This window comes from Brotaphodocola sp., from assembly GCF_050873065.1.
GTDB lineage: Bacteria > Bacillota > Clostridia > Lachnospirales > Lachnospiraceae > Brotaphodocola.
Genome location: NZ_JBNMIC010000013.1, coordinates 27,867 through 43,076 on the forward strand (window position 1 = coordinate 27,867; position 15,210 = coordinate 43,076).

Here is a 15,210-nt window from a genome sequence, read left to right on the forward strand (position 1 = left end):
AAAAAGATTGGAGAATAATAGACTTATGAAAAAAGAGCGCTTATTAGACGATGGACGGATCATCCGTACCGCCACAATGAATGATTTAGATGCAATCTCTGCAGTGGAAGCAGAATGTTTCCCGGCTGCCGAAGCGGCTTCCAAAGAGGAATTTGAACAGCGAATCCGCGCTTACGGCAATCACTTCTGGCTGATGTCTGAGGGCGGACGCCTCGTCGCTTTTGTGGACGGAATGGTCACCAATCAGGCGGATCTGACCGACAATCTCTATGAGAATGCCAAACTTCACGATGAGTCCGGCGACTGGCAGATGATCTTCGGTGTCAACACCATCCCATCCTGCCGCAAAAAAGGATACGCCGGAGAATTGATCCGTCAGGCAATCTCCGACGCAAAAGAGCAGGGGCGCAAGGGACTTGTACTCACCTGCAAAGAAAAACTGATCCACTACTATGCTTCATTCGGATTTGTCAACGAGGGAATTTCGGAGTCCGTACATGGCAATGTCGTGTGGTACCAGATGCGGCTGGCGTTTTAAATTAACGCCAATGTCTTTAACAAGTACAGCCAGAACGTCAGCGAGAACGCACTTCCACAGGTTGTCAGCGCGACAATGCTGGAAGTGAGCACTCCGGCATGTCCCATATTGCGGGCCATGACATAACTGCTGACGGTCGTGCTCGATCCGAGCATGACGAGAATTGCAATCAGCTTTGCCTCACGAAATCCTACAAAGACTGCCACCGGAAGGAAGATTGCACAGAGTCCGAAAAGTTTCATAAATGTTCCGAGGAAAGCCGGCCCCATTCCACTCTTTGCCTTCTTCCAGTCAAATCCGGCACCCATCGCCATCAGTCCGAGAGGGGTCGCCATTCCGCCAAGCGTGCTGACCGTCTTTGACATGATGGACGGCATCGGAATTTTCAGGACAGACCACAGTGCACCAAGAAAAATTCCGATAATAATCGGATTTGTCGCGATCCCGCGAAGTGTCTTTTTGATCAGTGCCGGATCATTCGTCCCACTCTGCCCCGGACGCATGAAAGAGAGAATGACCACCGCCATCACATTGTAAAGCGGGACGCTTCCGACAATCATGAGAGGTGCCATTCCGGATGTCCCGTAAATATTTTTGATAAACGCAATTCCGAGAATCGCTGCACTGCTCCGGTACGATCCCTGCACAAACTCTCCCCGGATTGAGGAATCCCTGATCGCCAGTGAAATCAGATAGATAAGCGCGATACTTAAAAGCGTTGTCCCAAAACAGAACACAACAAACTTTGTATCCCAGACCGACGCAAAGTCTTCCGCTGCGAGATCTCCAAACAGCAGAACCGGCAGAGCCGCCTTAAATACAAACTGATTCAGACCGCCGATCATCTCCCCCTTGATCAGTCCAATGCGCCGAAAAAAAACGCCCAAAACCATCAGCAAAAAGATGGGAATTGTGGCGTTCAGACTAAAAACCAGATTTTCCATTTTTCTCCTCCTTAATACTCCCCGAAATCACCCTGACCCCTCAACATTTCCTTCGCAAAATTTCTCTCAAAATTTTCCTCTCAAAACCATCAGCAGAGTTCTCTCTTTTCATACAGTTACGTCTTTTTATTTTGCCACTATTTTCGCCTATTGTCAAATGAGATTGATTGTCAGGCAAAAGTCCATATTTTTCTCTTCGATCTGTTGTCTTTGCAGCCACTATTTTACAGAAAATTTTTCCAGAAGATTCAAATTGCGTTTTTCGCATCCTTGTGATACACTGATTGACATGCACGAAAAGGGTTCGTGCCAAAAAACAATTATCTTGTAATTCAAAAGGGGTTATTTTTATGCACAAACACAAGAGAAGTACCTTCTCCGGAAAGCTCGGTTTTGTCCTGTCTGCTGCCGGCGCTTCCGTGGGACTGGGAAATATATGGAGATTTCCATATCTGGCAGCAAAATATGGAGGAGGAATCTTTCTTCTCGTCTACATCATTCTGGCACTGACCTTCGGTTATTCCATCATCATCGCAGAGACTTCGCTCGGACGCATGACGAAGAAAAGTCCGGTGGGCGCCTTTGAGAGCTTCGGCAAGTCAAAAATTCGGTCACTTGGCGGATGGATCAATGCGGTTATCCCGATTCTGATCGTACCTTATTATTCTGTCATCGGCGGATGGGTCATCAAATACCTGTTTGAATATTTGAGAGGACACGCCCAGGCACTCGCCTCCGATGAATATTTTTCCACTTTTATTTCCAATGGACTTTCCACGGAAATCTGTTTTCTCGTATTTACCGCGTTCACGCTCGGCATCATCTATGCCGGTGTCCGCAACGGAATTGAGCGTGTCTCCAAATTCATGATGCCGATTCTGATTGTACTGTCCGTCATCATTGCAATTTACTCCACCACGAGACCGGGCGCTCTAGCCGGTGTAAAATATTTCCTTGTCCCGAATGTCTCTCATTTTTCCTGGATGACGGTCGTATCCGCGATGGGTCAGATGTTCTACTCTCTCTCCATCGCAATGGGTATCCTGATCACCTTTGGATCCTACATGAAAAAGGATACCTCTATCGAGGATTCCACCCAGCACGTTGAGATTTTCGACACGGCAATCGCGATCATGGCTGGTCTGATGATTATTCCGGCTGTCTTTGCCTTCTCGGGTGGAGATCCTGACACGCTCCAGGCCGGACCGGCACTGATGTTCATCACGATCCCGAAAGTCTTTGCCAGCATGGGATTTGGAACCGGCGCAGGAATCCTCTTTTTCCTGCTCGTCCTGTTTGCAGCAGTGACAAGTTCGATCGCACTGACGGAGAGCGCCGTCTCCACCTTTGAAGATGAGCTTCACTGGAGCCGAAAGAAATCAACGGTATTTATGGGTGTGATCATGGTTCTTCTCGGCACCCTCTCCTGCCTCGGATATGGACCACTCGCAAATGTGACGATCCTCGGCATGCAGTTTCTGGACTTTTTTGATTTTCTCACCAACTCTGTCATGATGCCGATCGCAGCGATTGCAACCTGCCTGTTCGTGTCAAGAGTCGTCGGTGTGGAGAAAATTGAGGAGGAAGTCACTCTGAATGGACAGCCATTCCGCCGCAGAAAAATTTTCCTTTTCATGATCCGCTATCTGTGCCCGATCTTTGCCGGAATCATCCTGATTAGCTCAGTGGCAAATGCCTTCGGATGGATTTCCATGTGACAGTAAAACATCTGGACAAGTTTTCCTTAATGAAAACCAGATTTACACCAGACATGATCCGACTTTTCACGGGGAGGCAGGTCTCATCCGCGAATTCTGTGCACAGACATCTATCACAGATCTGCATGAATACACCCTCTATTCCAGCTGCGAACCCTGTTTCATGTGCAGTGGTGCAATGGTATGGGTCAAACTTGGTCGGCTTGTTTATGGTGCTAGTAATATCGATTTGGAAAATATTCTCGGCAACAAAGGATGCAACTGTTCTAAGATCGTGTTTGACCATTCATTCTGGCAGCCAAAAGTTACAGAAGGAATTTTGCGAGAAGAAAGCCTGGTCATTTTAAAAGACTATTTTGGCAAACACGAAAAAGGCTGATACCGACAGCTTCCAGTTTTTAGGACTGAAACTACTGGAATTTATGAGGAGATTTAATTAATGGACAGTAAATGGAAAGAATTATATGACGCAGCAAAACAGGTGTTAAAACCGCGAGATGTCTCCAAAATTATTGAGGCAGGTGGAGTTTCGTCTCTTTCCCTCAACACTTATTTTCCATCAAAATTTTTCCGCCGACTCGATTTTTTATGGTAGAATACAATAATAAACAAATTGAAAATTGTGGAGGTACTATCATGGAAATAAAAAAGATCCCACATGATTTTTCTGTCTGTCAGGTGAAGGATTACTCTCTTGTAAATTTAGAGACCGAATATTGCTTTCTCGGCAAAACGGATGAAGAAAAATCGCTTGTGTGCATTACAAGTGAAGTGCCGTCAAATACCCTTCGACGTGATGATGGCTGGAGAGCCTTTCGCATTCAGGGCGTTCTGGATTTTTCATTAATCGGGATATTATCGAAAATCGCTGCGATTTTGGCAAATAATTCCATCTCAATTTTTGCAGTATCCACTTACAATACTGATTATGTTCTGATGAAACGCGAAAACTATCAGCGGGGATTGGAAATTCTGGAATCTGCAGGTTATGACATTATAGACTGATATTCAGCTATTCAGCCCAAAAGAAATCAACTAAGTCAAAAACGAGGGATGCCTGATTCTCAAACAGAACCATGCATCCTTCATTATTATTACTATGAAGTATCTACAGAATATTCAGATACCGCACCGGCACTTTTTTAGTCAGCCATACCCCATTTACCGACAAATAAAAGCGATAACCATCCTCCGCCATCTGCTTTGCATTTACCCGGTATACAACCGGCTTTCCATGCCGACCTCCGACTGTTTTGGCAGTCTCATAATCTTTTGACAGATGCACATACAGCCTGGATTTCGGAATCAGCCCAATCTGATCAATGGAATCTACATATTTCTCTCCCGTTCCATGCAATAAAACATCCGGCGGAGTCTTTTGCTCCAGTTCCACATCCACCGGAATGGAATGTCCCTGATTTGCCCGGATCAGTGTTTTATCCTCATTGAAAGAATATCTCTGCTTTGAATCAGTCCGCACAATTTCCTCCAGCATCTGCATGTCAAACGGTCTGCTCTCTGCTATCCCGGCAATCAGCTCTTCCGTACAGGCCCAGCCATGTTCATCTAGCTCAATTCCAATGGATTCCGGATGGTGCCGCAAAATAAACGATATAAATTTTCCAACATTTTCCTGATGTCCCATATTCCACCTTCCTCTCCTCTTTTAATACTTCTAATGTTATGCCAAATTATTTCCATCACTATAATATTACATCCAAGAAATTGCAAGAAGTCGTTTTGGAAGAAGATAATTTCCTATGCAACAAAAAAACAACAGGGACATCAGATTATCAAATCCAATGTCCCTGTTTCCTTTAAACCCTCTTACACTTCATCAATTGCATGTCCAATATCGTGGCGAAGATACTTATTCTCAAATTCCACCCACTCGGTTGCCTTGTATGCGTTCGCACGCGCCTCTTTTAAATCTTTGCCCAGTGCAGTCACGCCAAGAACTCGTCCTCCGTTTGTCACAACACGTCCATTCTCATCAAATTTCGTGCCGGAATGGAAGGCATAATAGCCTTTTGCGTCCTTAAATTTCTCGAGACCGCTGATCGGGTAGCCTTTCTCGTAGTGCTCCGGATAACCGTCGGACGCAAGCATCACGCAGACAGCTGCATTGTCCTCAAACTCCAGCTCCACCTGATCGAGTGTTCCGTCGATACACGCCTCAAAAACTTCAAACAGATCGTTCTTCATGCGCGGAAGCACCACCTGAGTCTCCGGATCACCAAAACGCGCATTGTACTCAAGCACCTTCGGTCCGTCCGGCGTCAGCATCAGTCCAAAGAAAATGATTCCCTTGAACTCTCTGCCCTCTGCTCTCATTGCATCGACTGTCGGCTGGTAGATGTGTTCCCGGCAGAACGCATCCACTTTCTCCGTGTAGAACGGGCTCGGGGAGAAGGTTCCCATACCGCCGGTATTCAGACCCTGATCTCCATCCTTCGCACGCTTGTGATCCTGGGCGGAAGTCATAATGCGGATCGTCTTTCCATCCACAAAGGACAGAACAGAAACTTCACGTCCGGTCATAAACTCCTCGACAACGATACGGTTTCCGGCAGATCCGAACTGCTTGTCAAGCATCAGCGTCTTCACGCCTGCCTTTGCCTCCTCGCGGTTCATGCAGATCAGCACACCTTTTCCGAGCGCAAGACCATCTGCCTTCAGCACGATCGGCATCTTTGCAGTCTCAAGATACTCGAGTGCAGACTCCGGCGTATCGAAGGTCTCATAAGCCGCTGTCGGAATTCCGTACTTTTTCATCAGATCCTTGGAAAATGCCTTTGATCCCTCGAGAATCGCTGCATTTGCTCTCGGTCCGAATGCGCGAAGACCTGCTTTTTCAAACACGTCAATCGCACCCGCTGCCAGCGGATCATCCGGTGCCACAACCGTTAAATCCACCTGATGCTCCTTTGCAAACGCTGCAAGCTTGTCAAACTCCATCACACCGATGTTCACGCACTCCGCAAGCTCTGCAATTCCCGCATTGCCCGGTGCACAGTAAATCTTATCTACTTTCGGGCTCTGTGCCAGTTTCCACACGATTGCGTGCTCTCTGCCACCGCCGCCAACAACCAGAACTTTCATTCCGAGTCCTCCCGTCTGTATGTTCTACCTGTGTATTCTATCTATATATTCTATCCGTATATTCTATCTGTATCTTTTATTTCACTTTTCCGTTTGCAATCAGATCAATCGCCTTTGGCAGAATCACCCACTCCGCCTGCTCCATGACTCTGCGCTGCAAAATCTCAGGGGTATCGCCATCCTGCACTTCCACAGCCTTCTGCAAAATGATCGGACCCGTGTCCATTCCGCCGTCCACAAAGTGAACCGTTGCTCCGGTCACCTTGACTCCGCGCGCAAGAGCAGCCTCATGTACTTTCAATCCATAGTAGCCGACTCCGCAGAAAGACGGAATCAGGGATGGATGAATATTGATGATACGGTGCTGGTATTTCTCCACCATCTTTTCCGGAATCTTTACAAGGAAACCGGCAAGCACGATCAGGTCAAGATCGAAAGCATCAACCTGCTCAAGCAGCGCCTCATTGAATGCTTCTCTGTTCTCAAACTGTTTCGGCGAGATGCAGATCGCAGAGATTCCGTGTTTTTTTGCACGCTCCAAGGCATAGGCATTCGGATTATTGCTGATCACGGTCACGATCTCTGCATTCGTGATCTTCCCGCTGTCCACTGCATCCAGAATTGCCTGGAGGTTTGTCCCGCCTCCGGAAACCATCACTCCGACTCTCAGCATAAGGTCACTCCCTTTTCCCCATCCTCAATCGAACCGATCACATACGGGGTGTCCCCGGTCTCGCGGATTGCAGCCATTGCCTTGTCCACATCTGCCGGATCCACTGCAACGATCATACCAATTCCCATATTGAAGGTGTTGTACATCATCTCTTCTGCGACATCGCCCTTCTTTGCGAGCATTCCAAAGATCGGCGGAACCGGATAGCTGTCCTTCTTGATCACAGCGCGGGTTCCCTCTTTGAGCATGCGCGGCACATTCTCATAGAAACCGCCGCCTGTGATATGGCTGCACGCTTTTACCTTGACACCGGCCTTCTTCACACTCTTGAGTGCCTTCACATAGATTCTTGTCGGTGCAAGCAGAGCCTCACCGAGCGTCTTTCCAAGTTCATCGTAGTAGGTGTCAAGACCTTCCTTTGTCATCTCGCTCTCAAATACCTTGCGGACCAGGGAGAAACCATTGGAGTGAACACCGGTGGATGCCATTCCGATCAGCACATCTCCAGCCTTTAACTGTTCACCGGTAATCATCTCTTTCTTGTCGCAGACGCCAACTGCAAATCCTGCCAGATCGTAATCCTCCTCCGGCATCAGGCCCGGATGCTCTGCGGTCTCACCGCCGATCAGCGCTGCCTCAGACTGAAGACATCCCTCTGCCACACCCTTTACGATGTCTGCAATCTTTTCCGGATAGTTCTTGCCGCAGGCAATGTAGTCAAGGAAGAACAGCGGCTCACCGCCTGCACAGGCAATGTCATTCACACACATAGCGACCGCATCGATACCGATCGTGTCATGCTTGTCCATGATGATTGCAAGTTTTACCTTTGTGCCACAGCCATCCGTTCCGGACAGCAGAACCGGCTCTTCCATCTCCTTGATCTTTGCAAGGGAAAATGCTCCGGAAAATCCGCCAAGACCACCTAAAACTTCCTCACGCATGGTCTTCTTTACATGCTCTTTCATCAGCTCCACTGACTTGTAACCTGCTTCGATATCCACTCCGGCTTTCTTATAATCCATGTTTTTCTCCGTTCTGCCGCCCGCTTAGCGGCTGTGTTTTCTGTGTTTCATTCTTCTTTGACACTCCCCACGGCTAAATCAGGGAGGAATTCTTACATCTGTGCCAGATATTCCTTGTAGCCGATGCTCTCTAACTTCTCCGCCTTCTTGACCACATCATTTTTCAGACTCTCTGCGTATGCTTTCACTTTCTCAAGGAGAGCATCATCAGATGCCGCAAGCATCTTTGCCGCAAGGATTCCTGCATTCGCACCGCCGTTGATCGCAACGGTTGCAACCGGAATTCCGGATGGCATCTGCACAATCGAGTACAGGGAGTCCACTCCGCCAAGATCAGAAGTCTTCATCGGAATTCCGATCACCGGAAGCGGGAAGATCGCCGCACACATACCCGGAAGATGAGCTGCCTTTCCGGCGCCTGCAATGATCACCTTGATTCCTTTTCCTTCTGCTGCCTTCGCCCACTCAAAAAATACATCCGGCTCACGGTGTGCAGAAATAATCGTCATCTCATAGTCAATTCCAAACTTGTCCAGAATCTCTGCTGCCTTTGCCATAATCGGCATATCAGAGTCGCTTCCCATCACAATTCCTACTTTTGCCATTGTTGTAAGCTCTCCTTTATTATTATATTAGTATTTCTTATAATTAGCGTTTGTAAATGAATTACTGCTTATTAGTATCATAACTGATTTTTTTTTCAACGTCAATAGGGAGAATCGAATAAAACAGGAACACTCTGTTTTTTTATGATATAAAAAAGAATGTGCCTTGGCACATTCTCGCGCCGAGGCGCGGTTGCTTTGGCAACCATCTTCCCCTGCGCCGAGTGCGCATCCTTGCGGAGCATTTTTTGTATGATAGGACGCAATTTCCTATCATACAAAAAACAGGAGCGGGCAGAATGCACGGATCTGATACATTCTGCCTCTCTCCTGTCTGGAAAATGATTTCTTATAAAATTTTTGAAAGCGGGCAGATCTCGATGCCTTCGCGCTCAAAGGCCTCGCGGATCTTTGCTACAAATGCAAGTGCGCTTGCACCGTCTCCATGTACGCAGATCGAATCTGCCTTGAGGGAGATGTCTTTTCCTGTGATCGCCTGAACCTTCTGCTCCTTGACCATGCGGATTACACGGGCAATCGCCTCATTCTCATCCGTAATCATCGCACCCTCTTTTGTTCTGGCGACAAGGGTTCCGTCCTCCTCATACGCGCGGTCTGCAAAGACCTCGGAAGCTGCGCGCAGACCACAGTCCTGTGCCGCATGAATCATCTCGCTTCCGGCAAGTGCCATCAGAATCAGGTTCGGATTGTACTCTGCAATCGCCTCACAGATTCCCTTTGCGAGCTTGTAATCCTTTGCCGCCATATTGTAAAAAGCGCCATGCGGTTTGACATGCTGCATCTCCACTCCGGATGCCTTGCAGAATGCATCTAACGCGCCGATCTGGTACAGCGTGTATGCCTTTGCCTCTGCCGGAGAGACATTCATGTTTCGGCGGCCGAATCCCATCAGATCCGGATATCCCGGATGTGCTCCGACACGGATGCCTGCCTCCTTTGCCATCTCAATCGTCTTTTTCATCACAACCGGATCAGATGCGTGGAATCCACAGGCCACATTTGCAGATGTGATTAACGGAATCACCTTGTCATCCATTCCCAGCGTATAACGTCCAAAGCTCTCTCCAAGATCGCTGTTTAAATCTACACGATACATTGTCTTCTCCTCCCGTCTATCCTATCTTATATCTATCTATACATATTTTTTATTTAATATGCATGGCAGTCTCGATAAATCCGGTATCTGCCTTTCCCTCAGCAAAAATCGGATGTCTCATAATCTGATACTGGAAATCCAGATTCGTCTCCACACCGATCACAAGCATCTCATTGAGCGCCGAGCGCATCTTCATGAGTGCCGCCGCTCTCGTCGGCGCATGCACGATCACTTTCGCAATCATGGAGTCGTACTCGGACGGAATCTTATATCCGGTGTAAAGACCGGTATCGACACGCACTCCGTTTCCTGCCGGCAGGTGAAGATGTCTGACCACACCGGGGCTTGGCATAAAGTTTTTCTCCGGAATCTCGGCATTGATTCTGCACTCGATCGCATGACCTCTCGGACGAACCTCCTCCTGCGTGAAGCTGAGCGGTTCTCCCATCGCCACGCGGATCTGCTCGATGATTAAGTCCGTTCCGGTCACCATCTCCGTGACGCCGTGCTCTACCTGGATTCGCGTGTTCATCTCCATGAAATAGAAATGACCCTTCGGATCCACAATAAATTCGATTGTTCCGGCATTCGTGTAGCCAACGGTCTTTGCCGCAAGAATCGCATACTTGTTCATCTCTGCACGCATCTCATCGGTGACGGCCGGAGACGGAGACTCCTCAATCAGCTTCTGATGGTTTCTCTGCACGGAACAGTCACGATCTCCGAGTGCAACCACATTTCCGAAGGAATCTGCCATGATCTGGATCTCAACGTGGCGCGGATTCTCGACAAAACGCTCAATGTACATCGTATCATCGCCGAATGCATTGGCGGACTCTCTCTGTGCAACGCCGAACTGGAACTCAAACTCTTCCTCGTTCGCTGCGACACGCATGCCCTTTCCGCCACCGCCGGAGGATGCCTTGATCATAACCGGATATCCGATCTCTGCGGCGAGCTTCTTGCCGACCTCTGCATCGTAGACCGGCTCTCTTGTTCCCGGAACAACCGGAACACCCGCATCCATCATCGTCTTTCTCGCATGGGACTTGTTTCCCATTCGGTCGATGACATCTGCATCCGGACCGATGAAGGCAATTCCATTTTCCTTGCAGCGTCTCACAAACTCACTGTTCTCAGACAGGAAGCCATAGCCCGGGTGAATCGCATCCGCGCCCATATTTTTGGCCGCCATGATGATCTGATCCATATTTAAGTAATTGTTCTTCGCAGGTCCCTCACCGATACAGATTCTCTGGTCGGCAAGCTGGACATGAAGACTGTTCTGATCTTCCTTTGAATACACCGCAACACTGCGGATTCCCATATTTCTGCACGCCCGGATGATGCGGACCGCAATCTCGCCTCGATTGGCAATCAGTATTTTTTCAAACATCGTCCGCTCCTCCCCGCTCTTATAATTTCTTTACACGGAACAGCGGCTGACCGTATTCCACTTTCTGCTCGTTGCTCACGAGAACCGCCTCGATCTCACAGTCGTAATCGCACTGAATCTCATTCATCAGCTTCATTGCCTCGAGAATACATACAGTCTGACCGTTCTTCACATGATCTCCTACTTTCACGAATGCCGGAACATCCGGTGCGGATGCGGAGTAGAAGGTACCTACGATCGGAGCGAGGATCAGCTCGATGTCATCTGCCTCCTCCTCTTTTGCATTGTCTGCCGCCGGTGCGGATGCTGCCTGCGCAGCCGGAGCCGGTGCAATTGCAGTGGTCACTACCGGCGGATGAGTCAGCTTGCTCATCGTAATCTTTGTATCGCCATCCTTGATCGAAAACTCCGTCAGGGAAGAATTCTCAATAATTTTTACCAGTCCTTCAATCTTCTCTAAATCCATATGAACAATCTCCTTATCCCTAATTTTCCTCTAATCTCATCGATCTCGTAATGAAATTCCATAAATTCCATAATCGAATTTTGTGATAGCATCCTACAATACGAATAGGAATCGTAATCGACAATTTAATCAGCAAACAGTCGTCTCAGACGCTTTGCAACCTGTCTGCACTCAAGAACTTCCTTACACGGCTTGTGGATCTGTACACGCATTGCCGCAAGGTTCTTCTCTTCCTCCAGATACAATCTCTGTGCTTCCTCGACGGAAACTTCCTCAAAGCGGATCTTGTGATCGGTCTTTCTCTGTACCAGTTTCGGAATATCCACACTGATCACCGTCGCAATCTTCGCATATCCGCCGGTCGTCTGTCGGTCTGCGAGCAGAATGATCGGTTTTCCGTGTGAAGGAACCTGAATCGATCCGAGTGCAATTCCCTCTGAGATGATGTCGGACGTCGTCTTCGGAGCGATGAACGGGCCCTCAAGCCGGCATCCCATTCGGTCAAAATCACTCGTCACCGTGTACTCTTCATTCAGGAAATTGTGGATTCCCTGTTTGCTGAACATGTTGTTCTGCGGTCCCATCACAACGCGGAGGGTGACGCTCTCCTGATCGAACTCATTGATGTTGAGCTTTCGAGAGAGGAAAAACGGAAGGTAATTTCTCTTGATTCGGAAGCTGATATAATCTCCCTCCATCAGTTTTCTTCCCTTGAATCCGCCGATCCGGCTCTTTAAGCTCGTACACCGGCTTCCCATCACAACCGGGATTTTCAGATAACCGGAAAATGCGATGTAGCCGCGGCTTCCTGTTCTCGCACTTCCGAATTTCAGGATATCTCCTTTATTCATATAGAGGGCCGTGTACATCGGCACCGGCTCCCCGTTTACTTCCGGATGGAAATCTCCTCCTGTGATCGCGATGATCGAAGCGGAGGTGAATTCCAGTGTCGGACCGATCAGCGTGAATTCCAGAACGGCCTCATTCTCCGGATTGTCAATCAGAAGATTTGCTATTTTAAATGACCGGACATCCATGACACCCGCAACACCGAATCCCTGACTCTGGTATCCTGTTCTTCCCAGATCCTGAACGGTTGTGAGCAGTCCGGCTTTTAAGATACGGATTCCCATATTACACCTCACCTTCACGAACGGTACACTCATATTCTCCCCGCTCGACCAGTTCCTTTATTCGCAGATATTCTTCCTCATCCACCGGGACAAACCGAATATAGTCTCCGGCTTCCACAAGGATCGGGACTTCACGCTCCGGATCATAAGTCTTTACCGGCGTCATTCCCATCAGCTGCCAGCCTCCCGGGGAATCCATCGGATAGATACCGGTCTGGGAACCACCGATTCCCACGCTTCCCGCATCGATCTTGATTCTCGGGGTTGCCAGTCTCGGAGTGTGAAGGCGCTCATCGAGTCCGCCGAGGTAGCAGAATCCCGGAAGGAATCCAAGCATATAGATCAGATAATCCGTCGAACTGTGCAGGGCGATGACTTCCTCCTCCGACATTCCCGCATGCTCTGCGATGTATGCCAGATCCGGGCCGTATTTTCCGCCGTAGCAGACCGGGATCTCAAAGACTCTCTTTCTCTTCTCTCCCGCTTTCGTCTCCACTTTCAAAAGTTTTTTCATCCGCTTTGTGATCTCACTGTAAGAGATAACACGCGGATCGTAGTTGATCAGCAGAGAACAGAATGCCGGGATCACGTCGAGAACGCCCTCAATGTGCTGTTCTCTCATCAGCTGAACCGTTGCCGTGATCTTCTGGTTGATCTCTGGGCTGATCTCATTTCCAAACTGAATCAGCAGGGAACTGTCACCTGCTGTTCGAATACTGATTTCACTCATGCCAAGAATCTCCTTCTTTCCGTGAACTCCCCCGGCCCGTAAAAACCGGAGTTTTCTGATCAAAACATTCAAGTCGACGCTCGCGGAGACTTGGCGCGTGATTCTGGTCAGCTCTGCTGACATCTTCCAATCAGAATCACTGCGCATTATCGCGGAGCGTATAACTCAGAAGGGGATTGTCTCCCCTCCCGAGAAATTTTGTGATACTCCCACCTATAGAGGAGGGGGACATCCACTCTGAGTTATTAATCGGAAAATGGACACAGCCGGATGGCTGCGCCCATCTCCATCGTCTTTCTTTCATTCAAGCCGACGCTTACAGAGCGCCCAACTTAGAATCTCTCTGAATTAGAACAGTCCACCCATCTTCGTCAGGAAAGTCGGAATTCCCATGTATGCGGATAAGATTACCACGATGATACCGAGAATCAGAAGGATCGTCGGATGATGATAATCTTCTCCCATGATCGACTTCATCTGGGAAGCGATCAGGCAGATTCCAAGGGTGATCGGAAGGATCAGTCCGTTGAATGCACCTGCGACAACCAGAAGAGTTGCCGGATTTCCAAGAACTACCATGATTGCAGTAGATACTACAATGAAGGCGATGATAACTGCATTCTCGTTCTTCTCAATCGACTTGTTGAAAGTCTTTAAGAAAGAAACGGAGGTGTAAGCTGCACCGATGATCGAGGTAACTGCTGCGCACAGAAGAACGAGTCCTGCGAAACGGTAACCGAGCTCACCTGCACCCTGACGGAATGCACTTGCTGCCGGGTTGGAAGCATCAAGCTCTGCGCCTCTTGCAACAACACCGAGAACTGCGAGGAAGAGGAAGATACGGACAACGGTTGCAATCAGCATACCCATGACGGAACTTCTGTTTACCTCATTCAGATTCTCTTTACCGGTGATACCGGCATCGATCAGTCTGTGTGCTCCTGCGAATGTTATGTAACCGCCGACGGTTCCACCCATCAGGGTCAGGATTGCCGGGAATAACGGCTGAATACCCGTTGACGGTGCAAATGTATTTGTCACTGCCTCTCCTACCGGAGGCTTTACTACAATAATCACAATAAAGATAACCGCAATCATGATTGCGCCGAGAACCTTGGTCAGCGTATCCATCGCTGCCTTTGCGTTCTTAAACAGGAATACCGCAATTGCAATCGCTCCTGCGATGATGTATCCGACAGTTGTCGGAACACCGAGTAACGTATTGAGTCCGAGTGCTCCACCACCGACGTTACCGATGTTGAAGACGAGACCACCGAGGACAACCATGAAGGCTACAAAGTAACCCAGTCCCGGAAGAACCTTGTTTGCCACTTCCTGACCGCGCAGACCCGTGATACAGAGAACACGCCAGATATTAATCTGTGCAATCGCCGCCAGAATAACCGATACCAGAATGACGAAGCCGAAACTTCCATGATACTGACCCGTAAATGTGGATGTCTGAGTAAGGAAACCTGGTCCGATTGCAGATGTTGCCATCAAGAATGCTGCACCGAGCAGCGCGCCGCCACCTTTTTTCTTTTCACTCATATAAAGCCCTCCTGTCGGATTAAATTTTCATACAGGAAACGCATTCCCGCACGTTTTCTCTGTATGTGGAACCTTTGTTACCGTTCACATCTCCTGCAAACAGTAACGAACTTTTCTTTCGCAAGAAATTTTCCTGGGATTTCCCGCGAAAGCCTTCATTTCATAGAGGATGCCACTCCTTTTGATCTATGAAACGCTTTTCTTTCATAGGA

General features: G+C 48.5%; 17 protein-coding genes. 5 read left to right on the top strand and 12 right to left on the bottom strand.

Annotated features, from left to right (window positions below; translation table 11 throughout):
- Positions 1 to 25 precede the first annotated feature (25 nt).
- On the top strand, positions 26 to 538 hold the full coding sequence (locus ACR0QE_RS05370; protein ID WP_432627333.1) for a GNAT family N-acetyltransferase: 513 nt from the start codon (positions 26 to 28) through the stop codon (positions 536 to 538).
- Here ACR0QE_RS05370 and ACR0QE_RS05375 read toward each other — a convergent pair.
- Entirely contained in the window at positions 535 to 1,482 is a 948-nt protein-coding gene (locus ACR0QE_RS05375; RefSeq protein WP_432627334.1) for an AEC family transporter, read from the bottom strand. The genes ACR0QE_RS05370 and ACR0QE_RS05375 overlap by 4 nt on opposite strands.
- A 350-nt stretch (positions 1,483 to 1,832) precedes the next feature.
- On the opposite strand from ACR0QE_RS05375, the gene ACR0QE_RS05380 reads away from it, so the two are divergent.
- The 4 genes from ACR0QE_RS05380 to ACR0QE_RS05395 are packed head-to-tail and all read left to right on the top strand — an operon-like array spanning position 1,833 to position 4,205.
- Complete coding sequence (locus ACR0QE_RS05380) at positions 1,833 to 3,200, top strand: sodium-dependent transporter (protein ID WP_432627335.1); 1,368 nt, start codon at positions 1,833 to 1,835, stop codon at positions 3,198 to 3,200.
- Entirely contained in the window at positions 3,175 to 3,579 is a 405-nt protein-coding gene (locus tag ACR0QE_RS05385) for a nucleoside deaminase (RefSeq protein WP_432627336.1), read from the top strand. Before ACR0QE_RS05380 ends, ACR0QE_RS05385 begins: the two co-directional genes overlap by 26 nt.
- A gap of 60 nt (positions 3,580 to 3,639) precedes the next feature.
- Positions 3,640 to 3,795, top strand: a complete 156-nt coding sequence (locus tag ACR0QE_RS05390) for a hypothetical protein (RefSeq protein WP_432627337.1) — start codon at positions 3,640 to 3,642, stop codon at positions 3,793 to 3,795.
- Positions 3,796 to 3,836: 41 nt separating this feature from the next.
- Positions 3,837 to 4,205: an ACT domain-containing protein gene (locus tag ACR0QE_RS05395; protein WP_432627338.1), complete on the top strand. Its 369-nt coding sequence runs from the start codon at positions 3,837 to 3,839 to the stop codon at positions 4,203 to 4,205.
- 103 nt (positions 4,206 to 4,308) lie between these two features.
- On the opposite strand, the gene ACR0QE_RS05400 is transcribed toward ACR0QE_RS05395, so the two are convergent.
- The 11 genes from ACR0QE_RS05400 to ACR0QE_RS05450 form a co-directional block, all read right to left on the bottom strand.
- The gene (locus ACR0QE_RS05400) at positions 4,309 to 4,845 is read right to left on the bottom strand and encodes an RNA 2'-phosphotransferase (RefSeq protein WP_432627339.1); all 537 of its coding nucleotides are present in this window, start codon (positions 4,843 to 4,845) and stop codon (positions 4,309 to 4,311) included.
- Positions 4,846 to 5,027: 182 nt separating this feature from the next.
- Positions 5,028 to 6,302, bottom strand: a complete 1,275-nt coding sequence (gene purD / locus ACR0QE_RS05405; RefSeq protein WP_432627340.1) for a phosphoribosylamine--glycine ligase — start codon at positions 6,300 to 6,302, stop codon at positions 5,028 to 5,030.
- Positions 6,303 to 6,378: 76 nt separating this feature from the next.
- Positions 6,379 to 6,975: a phosphoribosylglycinamide formyltransferase gene (purN, locus tag ACR0QE_RS05410; RefSeq protein ID WP_432627341.1), complete on the bottom strand. Its 597-nt coding sequence runs from the start codon at positions 6,973 to 6,975 to the stop codon at positions 6,379 to 6,381.
- Positions 6,969 to 8,000 carry a phosphoribosylformylglycinamidine cyclo-ligase gene (gene purM / locus ACR0QE_RS05415; RefSeq protein WP_432627342.1) on the bottom strand — a complete coding sequence of 344 codons (1,032 nt, stop codon included), beginning with the start codon at positions 7,998 to 8,000 and terminating at the stop codon, positions 6,969 to 6,971. Before purM ends, purN begins: the two co-directional genes overlap by 7 nt.
- Before the next feature lie 92 nt (positions 8,001 to 8,092).
- On the bottom strand, positions 8,093 to 8,605 hold the full coding sequence (gene purE, locus ACR0QE_RS05420) for a 5-(carboxyamino)imidazole ribonucleotide mutase (RefSeq protein ID WP_432627343.1): 513 nt from the start codon (positions 8,603 to 8,605) through the stop codon (positions 8,093 to 8,095).
- Positions 8,606 to 8,954: 349 nt separating this feature from the next.
- Positions 8,955 to 9,722 (bottom strand): LamB/YcsF family protein, encoded by a 768-nt coding sequence (locus ACR0QE_RS05425; protein WP_432627344.1) that lies wholly within the window; start codon positions 9,720 to 9,722, stop codon positions 8,955 to 8,957.
- A 49-nt stretch (positions 9,723 to 9,771) separates the two neighbouring features.
- The gene (accC, locus tag ACR0QE_RS05430) at positions 9,772 to 11,118 is read right to left on the bottom strand and encodes an acetyl-CoA carboxylase biotin carboxylase subunit (protein WP_432627345.1); all 1,347 of its coding nucleotides are present in this window, start codon (positions 11,116 to 11,118) and stop codon (positions 9,772 to 9,774) included.
- Between the two features lie 19 nt (positions 11,119 to 11,137).
- Positions 11,138 to 11,584 carry an acetyl-CoA carboxylase biotin carboxyl carrier protein gene (accB, locus tag ACR0QE_RS05435; RefSeq protein ID WP_432627346.1) on the bottom strand — a complete coding sequence of 149 codons (447 nt, stop codon included), beginning with the start codon at positions 11,582 to 11,584 and terminating at the stop codon, positions 11,138 to 11,140.
- Between the two features lie 125 nt (positions 11,585 to 11,709).
- Complete coding sequence (locus ACR0QE_RS05440; protein ID WP_432627347.1) at positions 11,710 to 12,717, bottom strand: biotin-dependent carboxyltransferase family protein; 1,008 nt, start codon at positions 12,715 to 12,717, stop codon at positions 11,710 to 11,712.
- Position 12,718: 1 nt separating this feature from the next.
- A complete protein-coding gene (gene pxpB / locus ACR0QE_RS05445; RefSeq protein WP_432627348.1) occupies positions 12,719 to 13,447 on the bottom strand; it encodes a 5-oxoprolinase subunit PxpB in 729 nt (242 codons plus the stop codon).
- Positions 13,448 to 13,795: 348 nt separating this feature from the next.
- Entirely contained in the window at positions 13,796 to 14,998 is a 1,203-nt protein-coding gene (locus tag ACR0QE_RS05450) for an NRAMP family divalent metal transporter (protein WP_432627349.1), read from the bottom strand.
- Between the last annotated feature and the right edge of the window lie 212 nt (positions 14,999 to 15,210).